This window comes from Amycolatopsis sp. NPDC048633 (genome assembly GCF_040650695.1).
GTDB lineage: Bacteria > Actinomycetota > Actinomycetes > Mycobacteriales > Pseudonocardiaceae > Amycolatopsis.
Genome location: NZ_JBEZHS010000023.1, coordinates 1 through 13730, shown reverse-complemented (window position 1 = coordinate 13730; position 13730 = coordinate 1). Strand labels below are relative to the sequence as shown.

Genomic DNA, 13730 nt, shown 5'->3' with positions numbered 1-13730 from the left:
TCACCCGTCCGGGAACAGCGCGCCGAGCTCGGTGAGCGTTTCCTCGACCGACCGGTGGTGCACGCCGACCATGCCCGCCTGGACGGCGCCGCGGATGTTCGCGGCCGAGTCGTCGACGAACGCACACCGCACGGCAGGCAGGCCGAGCCGGTCGGCCGCGATGAGGTAGACGGCGGGATCCGGCTTGGCGACGCCGACCTCGCCGGAAAACACGAGGGCGTCGAAATAGACGAACATGGTGTTCTTGACCTCGGCCGACGCCCCGGGGGCGTTGGACAGCAGTCCGGTGCGGACGCCTCGCTCGCGCGCGGCCATCAGATAGTCGTAGAAGCGGCCGGCGTCGGGATCCGTGAGAACTCCGGCGAAATCGACCAATAACCCCTTCAGCACCCGGCACACCATAGCGGGGGCGATGACCGCTGTCTCGCATAGCGCAACAACGGCTCGCACTTACCGCACCGGCGTCGGAGAATCCATGGCTTCGGCGGTTCTTTCCCGAATCGGGCGATTCCCGTCGCCTTTCGGACCGGTTCCCCCCTCTAAGCCGTGGCGGCGGTGAAATGCCGCGGCCGGGAGGGGAGGAAATGTCCGAGGAACACCGCGTGAGAACGCTGGTCCACAACGAAGTGCCGCGCCGGGCGGAACAGCCGCCGGCGATGACCCCGCACGAGCACCGCCGGAGCGACGCCCGGTGGCCGGTGCCGAGGCAGCTCGAGGCGGGCGAGGTCGGCCGCCTGCTGACCATGCTGCTGGAGGCGTACGACGGCCGCCGTCCGGTGCCACAGATCCGCGGGCTGGTGGCGCCGGAGGTGCTGGCCGGCCTCAGCGGGCCACACCTGGCGCGGCCGCGGCACCGGCTGCGCCGGGTGCACGTGTGCACCCCGGTGCCGGAGGTGATCGAGGCGTGCGCCCGGGTGGAGGCGGACGGCCGGTCGTTCGCACTGGCGGCCCGCTTCACCCGGCGGCCGGAAGGCTGGCAGTGCGTGCGTTTCGCACTGCTGAAGCCGGGCCGGCCGGACCAGCAGACGCGCCGGCCGGCAGCGGCGTGAGCCGCGCTCGTCCGGCCCGCGCCCCGCCGGGGTTGGCTGGGCCGCCGGCTGGGTCGCGGTGGCCTGCCCGGACGTCATGAACGACCCTTTCACCGCGTCAGATGAGGTGAAAGGGTCTTTCATGACGTCGCAGCCGCGCGACAACGCCTTCGCTCGACGACCACCCCGGCTCCGCCGCGGCGGAGCCGAGCGCGGTGAACGACCCTTTCATGTCGTCAGGCGAGGTGAAAGGGTCTTTCATGCCATCGCGCGGTCGGCGGCGCGACCCAGCTTCGCCTACTTGCCGCTCGCGACCGGGAGCGTCGCCAAGCCGCGCAGGGTTGTCGTCGCGGTCCACTTCGGATCGCCGGCCAGCCTCAGCTCCGGCAGCCGGCGCCCCAGCTCCCGGAACACGATGCGGCCCTCCAGCCTCGCCAAGGGCGCGCCGAGGCAGAAGTGGATTCCCTGGCCGAACGCCAGGTGCCGCCCCGGGGCCCGGGACGGGTCGAAGGACTCCGGGCCCGCCGACGGGTCGCGGTTGGCCGCTCCGATCAGGACGATCACCTGGCTGCCCGCCGGGATCGCCACCCCGCCCAAATCCGTGTCGCGCAACGCTGTCCGGGCCGTCAGCTGGACCGGCGAGTCGTGGCGCAGGACCTCCTCCACCACCCGGTCGGGCGCCTCCGCCGCGGGGCGCAGGCCGTCCGGGTGCCGCAGCAGCGCCAGGACTCCGTTGCCGATCAGGTTCGTCGTCGTCTCGTGGCCGGCGATCAGCAGCAGCGTGAGCGTCACCAGCAGCTCGCCCTCGCTGAGCACGTCGCCCGCGTCGGACACCGCCACCAGCGCGGACAGCAGGTCGTCCCCGGGCTCGCGCCGCCGCTGGTCCGCCAGCTCGCGGAAGTGCCCGACGAACGACTGCCGCGCCTTGACCGCCGGCTCGATCGTCTCCGGGTGCTGCAGGAACGGCGGGTCCAGCGCCCGCGCCATCGCGTGCGACCACTCCGCGAAGCGCTCGCGGTCGTCCAGCGGCACGCCGAGCAGCTCGGCGATCACCTCCACCGGCAGCGGCTTCGCCAGCGACGTCATCAGGTCGAAGCCGGCCGGCGCACGGTCGATGAGCGACGCGGTGATTTCCTCGATCCGCGGCGTCAGCTGCTCCACCATCCGCGGCGTGAACGCTTTCGCCACCAGCCGCCGCAGCCGCGTGTGGTCGGGCGGGTTCAGGGAGAGGAACGCCCGGACCACGCGTCCCGACTCGTCGACCGGCTGGTCCGGAAGCCGGTCCGCCGGATCCAGGTACTCCGGTTCGGGGTGCCCGAAGGCCGGGTCGCGCAGCACCTGCGTGGCTTCGGCGAAGCCGCTGACCGCGAACATCCGCTCGGCCAGGGCCGCGACGGGGAAGCGCTCGCGCCACCGCCGGTAGTGCGGGTACGGATCCGGCCGCCGCTCGGGCGCGAACAGCGCGAAGAATTCCTGCGGATCCACCAGCTGCTCCCCCTTGCACGAAAACAGGGCCGGGGTGCGCACACCCCGGCCCTGTGTCCACTACGTCAGCGACGCGGGCCCTTCTTGCCCTTCTTCTGGGCATCGCGCTGCGCGGCTCGGCGGTCACGGCGGGTTCCTCCACCGCCACCGCCCGCGGCCTGCGCGCCGCCGTCGGCGTGGGACTCGACCTCGCCGTCCTCACCCGGCCCGGACAGCGTCACGCCCGGCGGCTGGCCACCGCCACCGAGGCCCTTGCCGCGCAGGGCGGCCGGGACGGACTCGGTGTCGGTCGTCGGCGGCTGGGGCGGCGCCGGCCGCGCGTGCCGGCCTTCCGCGGGCGCGCCGGCCTGGCCGTTGCCCGAAGGGACGCCCGTCGGCAGCGCGGCGGCGTCCTCCGCCGGCGGCGCCTCGGCCCGCTCGACCTGCAGGTTGAACAGGAAGCCGACGGCCTCCTCCTTCAGCGAGTCGAGCATCGCGCGGAACATGTCGAAGCCCTCGCGCTGGTACTCGATCAGCGGGTCGCGCTGCGCGAGCGCCCGCATGCCGATGCCCTGCTTGAGGTAGTCCATCTCGTACAGGTGCTCGCGCCACTTGCGGTCGAGGACCGTCAGCATCACCTGGTGCTCCAGGGTCCGCATGCCCTCCGGGCCGACGAGCGCGTTGATCTCCGCTTCACGCTTGTCGTAGGCGTTGCGGGCGTCCTGCACCAGCGCGTCGCGCAGGTTGTGCGCGTCGAGGTCGCCGTCCTCCATCAGGTCGTCCCAGTCGATGCTGACCGGGTACAGCTGCTTCAGCGCCGTCCACAGCTTCTCGTGGTCCCAGTCCTCGGAGTAGCCGCTGGAGGTCGCACCGTCCACATAGGCGTTGACGACGTCCACGAGCATGCCCTCGATCTGGTCGCGCATGTTCTCGCCGGCCAGCACGCGGTGGCGCTCGGCGTAGATCACCTTGCGCTGCTCGTTCATGACCTCGTCGTACTTGAGGACGTCCTTGCGCTGCTCCATGTTGATCTGCTCGACCTGCGTCTGCGCGCTCTTGATGGCCTTGGAGACCATCTTGTGCTCGATCGGCACGTCGTCGGGCAGCCGCATGGTCGTCATGACGCGCTCGACCATCGTCGCGTTGAAGCGGCGCATGAGCTCGTCACCGAGCGAGAGGTAGAAGCGGGACTCGCCGGGGTCACCCTGGCGGCCCGACCGGCCGCGGAGCTGGTTGTCGATGCGGCGCGACTCGTGCCGCTCGGTGCCCAGCACGTACAGGCCGCCGGCGTCGCGGACCTCTTCGGCCTCGGACTTCGACTCTTCCTTGACCTTCTCGAGGACGGCGGGCCAGGCGGCCTCGTACTCCTCGGAGTGCTCGACCGGGTCCAGGCCCTGCTCGCGCAGCACGTGGTCGGCGATCAGGTCGGGGTTGCCGCCGAGCACGATGTCGGTACCGCGGCCCGCCATGTTCGTGGCGACCGTGACGGCGCCCTTCTGGCCGGCGCGCGCGACGATCAGCGCCTCGCGGTCGTGGTGCTTCGCGTTCAGCACCTCGTGCGGCACGCTCAGCTTCACCAGCAGCTTCGACAGGCGCTCGGACTTCTCGACGCTCGTCGTGCCGACCAGCACCGGCTGGCCCTTCTCGTGCCGCTCGGCGATGTCCTCGGCGACCGCCTCGTACTTCGCTTCCTCGGTCTTGTAGATCAGGTCCGGCTGGTCCTGGCGGACCATCGGCCGGTTCGTCGGGATCGGCACCACACCCAGCTTGTAGGTCTGGTGGAACTCGGCGGCCTCGGTCTCGGCCGTACCGGTCATGCCGGACAGCTTGCCGTAGAGGCGGAAGTAGTTCTGCAGCGTGATCGTCGCCAGCGTCTGGTTCTCGGCCTTGATCTCGACCTTTTCCTTGGCCTCGATCGCCTGGTGCATGCCCTCGTTGTAGCGGCGGCCGACCAGGATGCGCCCGGTGAACTCGTCGACGATCATGACTTCGCCGTTGCGGACGATGTAGTCCTTGTCCTTGTGGAAGAGCTCCTGGACCTTCAGCGCGTTGTTCAGGTACCCGACCAGCGGGGTGTTCGCGGCCTCGTACAGGTTCTCGATACCGAGCTGGTCCTCGACGAACCGGACGCCCTTCTCCGTGACGGCGACGGTGCGCTTCCGCTGGTCGACCTCGTAGTGGTACTTCGAGTTGATCAGGTTCGTCTTCTCGGTGCGCTCGCGCGAGCCCATCGTGGTGGTGTCGATGCCCTGCATCAGCGGCGCCAGCCGGGCGAACTCGACGTACCAGCGCGACGACTGGTCCGCCGGGCCCGAGATGATCAGCGGCGTCCTGGCCTCGTCGATGAGGATCGAGTCCACCTCGTCGACGACGGCGAAGTAGTGCCCGCGCTGCACGCAGTCGTCGAGGCTCCACGCCATGTTGTCGCGCAGGTAGTCGAAGCCGAACTCGTTGTTCGTGCCGTAGGTGATGTCGGCGTTGTACTGCGCACGCCGGACGTCCGGCTGCTGCTCCGACAGGATCACCCCGACTTCGAGGCCGAGGAACCGGTGGATGCGGCCCATCCACTCCGAGTCGCGCTTGGCCAGGTAGTCGTTCGTCGTGACGACGTGCACGCCCTTGCCGGGGATGGCGTTGAGGTACGCCGGGAGGACGCAGGTGAGCGTCTTGCCCTCGCCGGTCTTCATCTCGGCGACCTGGCCCAGGTGCAGCGCCGCGCCGCCCATGAGCTGGACGTCGAAGTGGCGCTGGCCGAGCACCCGCTTGGCCCCCTCCCGGACGACCGCGAAGGCCTCCGGCAGCAGGTCGTCCAGCGACTCGCCCTCGCCGTTGCGCTTGCGGAACTCCTCGGTCTTGGCCCGCAGCTCGGCGTCGGTCAGGTCCTTGACGTCGTCTTCGAGGGTGTTGATGTGATCGGCGATGTTGCGCAGCCGCTTCACCATCTTGCCCTCACCCGCGCGGAGCAGGCGGTTCAGCACCATCCGGTCGACCTCACTAGCTGATCATGAGTGCGCCCAGGCCGGTCCCGGGCAGGTTTTCCCGCGGCGGCGGCCGTGGTCGGCGCCACCGTCCCACCCCATCGTAGGGAACGGTGGGCGTCGCGTGCACACGCCGTAGGTCCTGACATGCGGATGGCCCGCACGCGAGCCGCGTGCGGGCCATCCGGAAGGCCTCCTTCAGTACCGGCTCAGCCGAGCCGGATCACGCCGTAGTCGAAGCCTTTCCGCCGGTAGACCACGCTGGGCCGGCCCGCGTCCGAGTCGTTGAAGAGGTAGAAGTCGTGGCCGACCAGCTCCATCTCGTAGAGAGCCTGGTCCACCGTCATGGGATCCGCGGTGTGCTGCTTCTCGCGAACGACGCGACCGGGCTGGTGACCGAGGTCGTCGTCGGCCCAGCTCTGCTGCTGGGGCAGATGGATCTCTCCCGCACTCGCGAAGCCGTTCGTCTGCGGTTCGGCTTCGGGTGCTTCCAACACCGCGGTACTCGCGGCGGGACTGGCTACGGCCGGGGATCCACCACCCGGCAGTACCGAGGTCGCTTCGGCGACCGACTCCGGGCGGCTGCGCCCGTAGTGCACGCGCCTCCGGTCGTGTGTCCTCCGCAGCCGGTTTTCCAGCTTCGTGACTGCGGAATCAAGCGCTGCGTAGAAGTCGGCGGCACACGCTTCAGCGCGTACGGCCGGGCCACGTCCCTTTCCGGTGATTTCGACGCGCTGGCAGCTCTTGGCCTGGCGCCGATTGGGTTCGTGGAACAGTTCCACGTCGTACCGGATGACTTTCCTGTCGTAGCGCTCGAGGCGGGCCAGCTTTTCGCTGACGAGTGCCCGATAGTGCTCGGGCACCTCTACGTTGCGGCCCTTAACGACGATGTCCATACACGACCTCCCTCGCGGAGATGACTGCGAGCTGTTGAGTTCACACACGGCGCCGGTGTAGCGGGGACGGAAGCCCGGATCGCGGGCTGAGAAGGAACTCGGATCGGTTCACGACGTCTCGTGCCGGATGCCCGAGCGCGGACTCAGCGCACCTCCGGCGCCAGGGACATGGGCTCGTCACCTCCCTGCCTGCGGGGATTGCTGATAGCGGAGCACGTTAGCTTCCTCACGCCCGTTGCAACAGCCCCCGAGCCGGGGGATGTCGAGGAATGAGACTCCGTCACCCCGCGCAGTGAGCGGAGGGTGAACACCAGAAAACTCCCGCTGGTCGGACGCGGCGCGCTCGACGTGGGTTCACACGGACGGCGCATCGCCACCGGCTGGTGGACGCCGAGGGTGACGGCCAGGTCCGCCGCAGCCGCCACCCCGGTGGAGTGGCGCGGCGGCCGAGTGGTCTTGATCGACACCCTCATGCCCGGACAACGGCCGCGGGGCTGCTTGCGTTCCCGGCGAATGTCACTCATGTAGGTGACATCGGGGTCACCCGGGTGCGGGGTGAGCCGGGATGTGCGGGGTCGGTCGGCGGCCGGTGGTGGGCGTTTGCGGTGGTGGTGGGGTTTGCGGTGGTGGTGGCCGGCCCGCGCAGTGGAGCTGGAGTGGCGGACACTGCGGTGGTGTGGCTGGCCCGCGCGGCGGTGGTGGCGGGCCCGTGCGGCGGTGGTGACCGACTCGCGCGGAGGAGCTGGGATGGCGGGCACTGCGGTGATTGCGGGGTCGGCGGCAGGCGCTGATGGCTTGTGCGGCAGGTTGCGCCGGGCGGCAGGCGCAGCCGTACACGAGCGGAGCCGGGCAGCGGTCCTCTCCGGAGCCAGCGCCCGGAGGTGTCCCGCGAAATCCGGGATGGCTACCGCACCCCACGCCGAACTCCCATCACGTATCCAGAGCGCAAAAATCACCCGGCCACGAGCAGCGTCAGAACCGCGGCGACCTCGATTCCCTCCACCTCCAGCGCCCGCACACAAGCGGCTGCCGTGGCTCCCGTGGTGATCACGTCATCCAGCACCACCACCGGGAATCCCGGCGGCGGGCGCCCCGTTTCGCGGAAGCGCAACCGGCCCGCGAGGTTGGCCACTCGTTCCGCGCGGTCCAGGCCGACCGCGTCGCGAGCGCTGCCGGCCAGCTCCAGCGCCGGCGCCACCGCGACCTCGAAACCCCGCGCGGCCAGGGTGCTCGCCGCCGCGTTCGCCAAGCGCTCGACGTGGGGGCCGCCGCGGACCCGCGCCGCTGGTCGGCGGCTCGGCGCCGGAACCAGGCAGACCGCCCGGGACCCGGTTTCCTTCCGCAGCGGCAACACCACCAACGCCGCCGCCAAGGCGCGCCCCAGCGAAGGTGCCAGATCACGGCGCCCGCGCTCCTTGTAAGCGATCAGCAACCGCCGGCCGACACCTCGGTACCGGGCCAGGGCGAACACCCGCACCAACCCCGCCACCGGCACCCGGACCACTTCGGACACCGAACCCCACACCCCCGCGCACCGGGCGCAACAGGGCGCCCCACGGGCCCCGCAACCGGCGCACCGGGCGGGAATCAACAAATCGAGCAGCAGCACACGGACAGTGTCCCCGCCACCACCGACAGTTTCGGAAGCGTCAGCCCGGGTAGAACGGGTCGGCGTCCTTCATCGAGTGGTTCTGCGGCCGCCACACCTCACCCAGCACCGACGCCATCCACAGCCCGCTCGCGTCCGCCACCACGATCGGCCGGCCGGGCGCCGCCGTCACGCCGCGGACCTGGGGGGTCAGGTTGGAGCTGTTGAACGCGTCCATCCGCTGACCGTCCACCGTCACGCGGACCACCGGCTGGGACGTCGACGTCGTGACCGCCACCAGCGTGTCCTGGGTCAGCCAGTCCACGTCGACCACGTCGTGGAGGTCGTGCGGCTGCAGCAACCTCGGCTCGCGCAGGGCCACCGAATCGCCGCTGCCGACCACCGAGGCCACCCACAGCTGCCCGTTGACCACCGCCGCGACGCGGGCGCCGTCGCGGGAGAACCGCAGCTCCGTGATGCCGCCCTGCTGCGTCAGGTCGGTCGCGTTGACCGTCAGGGCCGTCCACTGGTTGTTCTGGTTGACCACCATCCGGCCCACCGAATACTGGTCGACCACCGTCCACACCTCACCGGTGCCCGGCCGCCACGTCGGCCGGCTCAGCGTGGTCCCGCCCAGCCCGGCCGGCGGCAGGTCGTGCCCCAGGTCGCCGATCCGCAGCCGCACCTTGCCGCCGTCGCGCTCCACCACCGCCAGGCGCTTGCCGTCGATCGACTGGGCCGCGTTGACGACGTCGTAGCCGCCGTTGCCCGCCGGGCCCGGGACCGGCGCGCCGTCCCCCAGCGACCGCACCCGGCCACCGACCGTCATCAGCCCCAGGAGGTCGACGTTCAGCGACAGGCTCGCGCCGTAGTTGGGCAGCTCGTTCGACCGCCAGTCCGGGTGGTTCGCCACCAGCGGGGCGCCGTCGGCGAGGATCCGGATCCGCGCCGAGGTCACGTACTGCAGCGTGAGGACGATCTGCGCGGCGATCAGCTTCCGGATGTCGTCGGCGACCCCGGTCAGCCCGGTCAGCGGGACCAGCAGCGTCCCGTCGTCGAGGTTCTTGACGTTCGTGTCGATCTCGACCGGCTCCCCGAGCAGGTTCTTCACCGACCCCGCCAAACTCGCCGACGGCCCGTTGACCAGCAGGTACATCACCCGGCTCGGCAACCCGGACTGCGGCTTCGCGACAACGTAGCGCCGGTCGGGGACGAAGGTGGCCGACTGCTCGGAGTAGAAGTTCACCGGCACTTCGGTGTAGTTCTCCCCGAAGTCGGACTCGGTCGCGTACAGGTCGGGCGGCGGGTCGACGATCCGCCACTGCCCGTTCGCCTGCTTGCGCACCTTCACCTTGAGCGCCGCCGGGCTGTAGTCCGGCACGAACGCGTTGGCCTGGTCGAGCGTGCCGATGTCGATCCCGCGCACGTTGACGACGAGGGTGTTCGGGTCGGGCTGCGGGGCCGGGTCGTAGACCGTGCCGAAGGTGTCCTGGATGATCGTCAGGCTGCGGCTGGGCCGCCAGTTCGCCCGGCCCTGTTCGTCCAGGTAGGCGCGGGCGGCCGCGTTGTTCTGGCCCGGCTTGAGCGTCGCGCCGACGAAGTCGCGCACGAGGGTCAGCGGGTCGCTGTCCGGCTTCGGCTCGGGCACGACGTCGCCCGAGCCCTGGCCCGGGCGTTCGCCGGAGACGACCACGGGCTGGGACTCCAGCGGGACGTTCGCGCAGCCGGCGGCCAGCACCAGGCACAGCACCGCGGGAAAGAGCCGCGACGACCGGAACTTCGTCCCCGCCCGCCGGAAAGCCTGTGGTTTCACTGACCGATTTCCTCACGTTCGGCGAAGATCGCCTCGGGCGCCGGCGTGATGTCGATCAGCCCGAGGGGCACCTCCACGGCGGCGCGGTCCGGCGGCGGCAGCACCAGCGGCGGATCGCCCGCGGGCACGTCCTGGCGGCGCGGCAGCACGAGCCGGAAGCACGCACCGTCGCCGGGCTCGCCCCACGCGTCGAGCTCGCCGCCGTGCAGGCGCGCGTCCTCCTGGCTGATCGCCAGGCCGAGCCCGGTGCCGCCGGTGCGCCGGTTGCGGGACGGGTCGGCGCGCCAGAACCGGTTGAACACCAGGCCGGCCTCGCCGGGTCGCAGGCCGACGCCGCGGTCCCGGACGGTCACCGCGACCGCGTTGTCGTTGGCCGCGACGGTGAGCACCACCGGCCTGCCCTCGCTGTGGTCGACGGCGTTGCCGAGCAGGTTGCGCAGGATCCGCTCGACGCGCCGGGCGTCGACCTCGGCGATGACCTCCTCGTCGGGCAGCACGAGCTCCACCGAGCTGCCCGCGTTGCCGGCGATCACCCGCACCTGCTCGACCGCGCGGGTGGCGATCGGGCGGACGTCGATGAACTCCGCCGACAGGTCTTCGACACCGGCGTCGAGCCTGCTGATCTCCAGCAGGTCGCCGAGCAGTGACTCGAACCGGTCGAGCTCGTCGACCAGCAGCTCGGTCGAGCGCGCGAGCCCGGCCGGGAACTGCTCGCGCGACGCGTGCAGCACGTCCGCGGCCATCCGGACGGTGGTCAGCGGCGTGCGCAGCTCGTGCGAGACGTCGGAGGTGAACCGGCGCTGCAGGCCGCCGAAATCCTCGAGCTGGCGGATCTGGCGCTGGATGCTCGCGGCCATCCCGTTGTAGGACACCGCGAGCTTCGCCAGGTCGTCCTCACCGAGCACGGCGAGGCGCTGGTCGAGGTCGCCCCCGGCGAACTGCTCGGCCGCCGCCGCGGCCTGCCGGACCGGGCGCACCACCTGCCGGGTCACCAGGTTCGTGATGCCCGCCAGCAGGAGCAGCAGCACCAGCCCGCCGACGAGCAGCGTGTTCTGCACGGTCGCGACGGTGTTCTGCTCGGTCGTCAGCGGGAACAGCAAGTACAGCTGCAGCGGGCTGGCGACGGTGTTGAGCGGCGTGCCGACGATCAGGTACGTCGTGCGCCCGCCGTCGGTGTCGGTGACCGTGTGCTCGAGCCAGCTCATCTCGTTGGCTTCGACGAACTGGCGCAGCCGCGGCGGCACGTTCTCGAACGGGCCGGCAGACGATGGCTCGTCGCCGGACTGGTCGTGGCCGCCGCTGGCGAGCACCGGGACGAACGTGCCCGCCGCCGAGCCGGCCGCGTCCTGGCTGGTCGGCGTGATCGCGATCTTCTTCAGCGCGTTCTGGAGGCGGCTGCTCATCGCCTCGTCCGTCTCGCCGCCGAGGCCGACCAGCTCACCGGCGGCGGTGTCCGCGGCCGCGCGGGTCTGCGCGATGGCGGCTTCGCGCTTGGTGTCCAGCAGGCGCTCGGTGATCTGGTTCTGCAGCACCATGCCCAGCACGAAGACCACGGCCGAGGACAGCGCGAGCGTCGACACGGTGACGCGGAACTGGAGCGAGTGCTTCCACAGCTCGTTGAACGCGACCGCGCGACGGCGCGCGAAAACGACGACACGCCGCACCAGGCGTGCCGTCGAACTCGCGAACGCGGGGAGCCGTCTACCGGTCTCCGTGCTCATGGAGCCATCATGGCGGGCCGGCCTTGTACCCGACGCCGCGAACGGTCAACACCACCTCGGGGTGTTCCGGGTCCTTCTCGACCTTCGAGCGCAGCCGCTGGACGTGGACGTTCACCAGACGGGTGTCCGCCGCGTGCCGGTAGCCCCAGACCTGCTCGAGCAGCACCTCGCGGGTGAACACCTGGCGCGGCTTGCGGGCCAGCGCCACCAGCAGGTCGAACTCCAGCGGGGTCAGCGGGATGGCCTTGCCCTCACGCGTGACCTCGTGGCCGGGCACGTCGATCGCCAGGTCGCCGATCGTGAGCGACTCCGCCGGTTCGGCCTCGGTGCGGCGCATCCGGGCCCGGACGCGCGCGACCAGCTCCTTCGGCTTGAACGGCTTGACGACGTAGTCGTCGGCGCCGGACTCCAGGCCGAGGACGATGTCGACGGTGTCGCTCTTGGCGGTGAGCATGACGATCGGCACCCCGGACTCGGCGCGGATCGCCTTGCAGACGTCGATCCCGTTCATCCCGGGCAGCATCAGGTCGAGCAGGACGAGGTCGGGCTTCAGCTCACGCAGCGCGGGAAGCGCGCGTGAGCCGTCGGCGACCACCGCCGTGTCGAACCCCTCCCCACGGAGCACGATGGTGAGCATCTCCGCGAGGGCGGGGTCGTCGTCGACCACGAGAACACGTGCCTTCATGTCCACATATTCGCACTAGTTCCGGCGGCCGGACGCGCGACCCGCGTGTTTGACCACCAGAAAGATCAAGATCCGCAGCGCCGCCTGCTCCATCCGGGTGCCCCTGGACGGTCCGTGAAGGCCGACGCGCGGCCTTCACGGACCTGCGGGAAACGGTCAGGGAACGGCCGGGACGGGCGCGTCGACGTGCACCGCGCCATCCGCGACGACCACGCGGTACGTGCGCACGGGCGCTTTCGCCGGCAGGCAGGTCGGCACGCCGGTGCGCAGGTCGAACTGCGCGGCGTGCAGCGGGCACTCGACGAAGCAGCCCTCGAGCCAGCCGTCGGCGAGCGAGGCGTCCTGGTGGGTGCAGGTGTCGTCGACGGCGAAGAAGCCGTCCTCGGTGTGGAACACGGCGATCGGGACGGGGCCGTCGAGGCGGAGGGCTTCCCCCTCGGGCAGGTCGGCGACGGCGCAGGCTCGGATCATCGAGGCCTCCGGGTAACAGGTGACGGGAAACCGGGACGGTGCGTGAAAGTTGCGCATTGCGCGACGCTGCGCCTCTTGCGCAACAATCCGGCTTCGACGGCGGCCCCGTCAAGAGATTCGCCCACTCAGCCGATAGGGAGTGCGCAAAACGGATAGTGTTGCGCTATGCGGAACCAGGACTCTGCTGACGCAACCTCGGCGGGAAAGCATGCCTCGGCTGGTGGCAACGCAACTCAAAGCCAGGTGCAGTCGGTCGACCGGGCGATCAGCGTGCTGGAGCTGCTCGCCCGCAACGGCGAAACCGGCATCACCGAGATCGCGGGCGAGCTGGGCGTCCACAAGTCGACGGCGTCGCGGCTGCTCAGCGTCCTGGAGTCCAGAGGCCTCGTCGAGCAGCTCGGCGAACGCGGGAAGTACGCGATCGGGTTCGGCATCGTGCGGCTGGCGGGCGCCGCGACCGGCCGGATGGACCTGGCCAAGCTCGGCCGCACCAGCTGCCTGGCGCTCGCGGACGAGCTGGGCGAGACGGTGAACATCGCCATCGCCGACGACGGCGTCGCGATCAACATCAGCCAGGCCCGCGGCTCGGCGGCGATCACGACGCAGAACTGGACCGGCCAGCGCACGCCGCTGCACGCGACGTCCAGCGGCAAGATCCTCCTGGCGTACATGGCCGAAACCGAGCGCAAGCAGGTGCTGAAGCGGAAGCTGGAGCAGTACACGCCGCGCACCACGGTCGAGCCCGACGAGCTGATGACCGAGCTGGACCGGGTGCTCGAAGACGGCTTCGCGGCCTGCTACGAGGAGCTCGAGCTCGGCATGCACGCGGTCGCCGTGCCGATCCACGGCCCGGGCGGCGACGTCGTCGCGGCGATGAGCGCTTCCGGCCCGTCGTACCGGCTTTCGAAGCAGCGGGTGAAGCAGATCGTGCGGCCGATGACCGAAGCGGCGGACGACCTTTCCGCGCAGCTGGGCTATTTTCGGGACTAGCTGTGATGTCCAGGGACGTTGTCCCGAGTTGAGGTGACCAGCGGCGGCCTGTCGTACAGACAGGTGAAGGCCTCCGGATGTGAAGTGGAGCTGTCT

General features: G+C 70.6%; 11 protein-coding genes. 2 read left to right on the top strand and 9 right to left on the bottom strand.

Annotated elements, in window-relative coordinates; all coding sequences use genetic code 11:
• On the bottom strand, nucleotides 1-375 hold the full coding sequence (locus AB0C38_RS32300; RefSeq protein ID WP_360681078.1) for an HAD-IA family hydrolase: 375 nt from the start codon (nucleotides 373-375) through the stop codon (nucleotides 1-3).
• 227 nt (nucleotides 376-602) lie between these two features.
• Here AB0C38_RS32300 and AB0C38_RS32295 point away from each other — a divergent pair, with 227 nt between their 5' ends.
• Nucleotides 603-1049, top strand: coding sequence for an Rv3235 family protein (locus AB0C38_RS32295; protein WP_360680847.1), 447 nt, complete (start codon nucleotides 603-605; stop codon nucleotides 1047-1049).
• Nucleotides 1050-1325: 276 nt separating this feature from the next.
• Here AB0C38_RS32295 and AB0C38_RS32290 read toward each other — a convergent pair whose 3' ends face one another.
• The 8 genes from AB0C38_RS32290 to AB0C38_RS32255 all read right to left on the bottom strand — a co-directional run bounded on the left by AB0C38_RS32290 (nucleotide 1326) and on the right by AB0C38_RS32255 (nucleotide 12644).
• A complete protein-coding gene (locus AB0C38_RS32290) occupies nucleotides 1326-2513 on the bottom strand; it encodes a cytochrome P450 (protein WP_360680846.1) in 1188 nt (395 codons plus the stop codon).
• 65 nt (nucleotides 2514-2578) lie between these two features.
• Nucleotides 2579-5473 (bottom strand): preprotein translocase subunit SecA, encoded by a 2895-nt coding sequence (secA, locus tag AB0C38_RS32285; RefSeq protein WP_360680844.1) that lies wholly within the window; start codon nucleotides 5471-5473, stop codon nucleotides 2579-2581.
• 206 nt (nucleotides 5474-5679) lie between these two features.
• Nucleotides 5680-6366 (bottom strand): ribosome-associated translation inhibitor RaiA, encoded by a 687-nt coding sequence (raiA, locus tag AB0C38_RS32280; RefSeq protein WP_360680842.1) that lies wholly within the window; start codon nucleotides 6364-6366, stop codon nucleotides 5680-5682.
• Between the two features lie 952 nt (nucleotides 6367-7318).
• Entirely contained in the window at nucleotides 7319-7972 is a 654-nt protein-coding gene (locus AB0C38_RS32275; RefSeq protein WP_360681077.1) for a ComF family protein, read from the bottom strand.
• 43 nt (nucleotides 7973-8015) lie between these two features.
• Nucleotides 8016-9704, bottom strand: a complete 1689-nt coding sequence (locus tag AB0C38_RS32270) for an LpqB family beta-propeller domain-containing protein (RefSeq protein ID WP_360681075.1) — start codon at nucleotides 9702-9704, stop codon at nucleotides 8016-8018.
• A gap of 59 nt (nucleotides 9705-9763) precedes the next feature.
• Nucleotides 9764-11488, bottom strand: a complete 1725-nt coding sequence (gene mtrB, locus AB0C38_RS32265) for an MtrAB system histidine kinase MtrB (RefSeq protein WP_360680840.1) — start codon at nucleotides 11486-11488, stop codon at nucleotides 9764-9766.
• 7 nt (nucleotides 11489-11495) lie between these two features.
• Entirely contained in the window at nucleotides 11496-12173 is a 678-nt protein-coding gene (gene mtrA, locus AB0C38_RS32260; RefSeq protein ID WP_005150760.1) for an MtrAB system response regulator MtrA, read from the bottom strand.
• 156 nt (nucleotides 12174-12329) lie between these two features.
• Complete coding sequence (locus AB0C38_RS32255; protein ID WP_360680838.1) at nucleotides 12330-12644, bottom strand: bifunctional 3-phenylpropionate/cinnamic acid dioxygenase ferredoxin subunit; 315 nt, start codon at nucleotides 12642-12644, stop codon at nucleotides 12330-12332.
• 165 nt (nucleotides 12645-12809) lie between these two features.
• Between AB0C38_RS32255 and AB0C38_RS32250 the strand changes: the two genes are divergently transcribed.
• A complete protein-coding gene (locus AB0C38_RS32250; protein WP_360680836.1) occupies nucleotides 12810-13634 on the top strand; it encodes an IclR family transcriptional regulator in 825 nt (274 codons plus the stop codon).
• The last annotated feature ends 96 nt before the right edge of the window (nucleotides 13635-13730 follow it).

Excerpts from the sequence above, each read along its gene's own strand:
- secA (WP_360680844.1), bottom strand. The coding sequence starts at position 5,473 with ATGGTGCTGAACCGCCTGCTCCGCGCGGGTGAGGGCAAGATGGTGAAG.
- raiA (WP_360680842.1), bottom strand. The coding sequence starts at position 6,366 with ATGGACATCGTCGTTAAGGGCCGCAACGTAGAGGTGCCCGAGCACTAT.
- mtrB (WP_360680840.1), bottom strand. The coding sequence starts at position 11,488 with ATGAGCACGGAGACCGGTAGACGGCTCCCCGCGTTCGCGAGTTCGACG.
- AB0C38_RS32250 (WP_360680836.1), top strand. The coding sequence starts at position 12,810 with ATGCGGAACCAGGACTCTGCTGACGCAACCTCGGCGGGAAAGCATGCC.
- mtrA (WP_005150760.1), bottom strand. The coding sequence starts at position 12,173 with ATGAAGGCACGTGTTCTCGTGGTCGACGACGACCCCGCCCTCGCGGAG.
- AB0C38_RS32255 (WP_360680838.1), bottom strand. The coding sequence starts at position 12,644 with ATGATCCGAGCCTGCGCCGTCGCCGACCTGCCCGAGGGGGAAGCCCTC.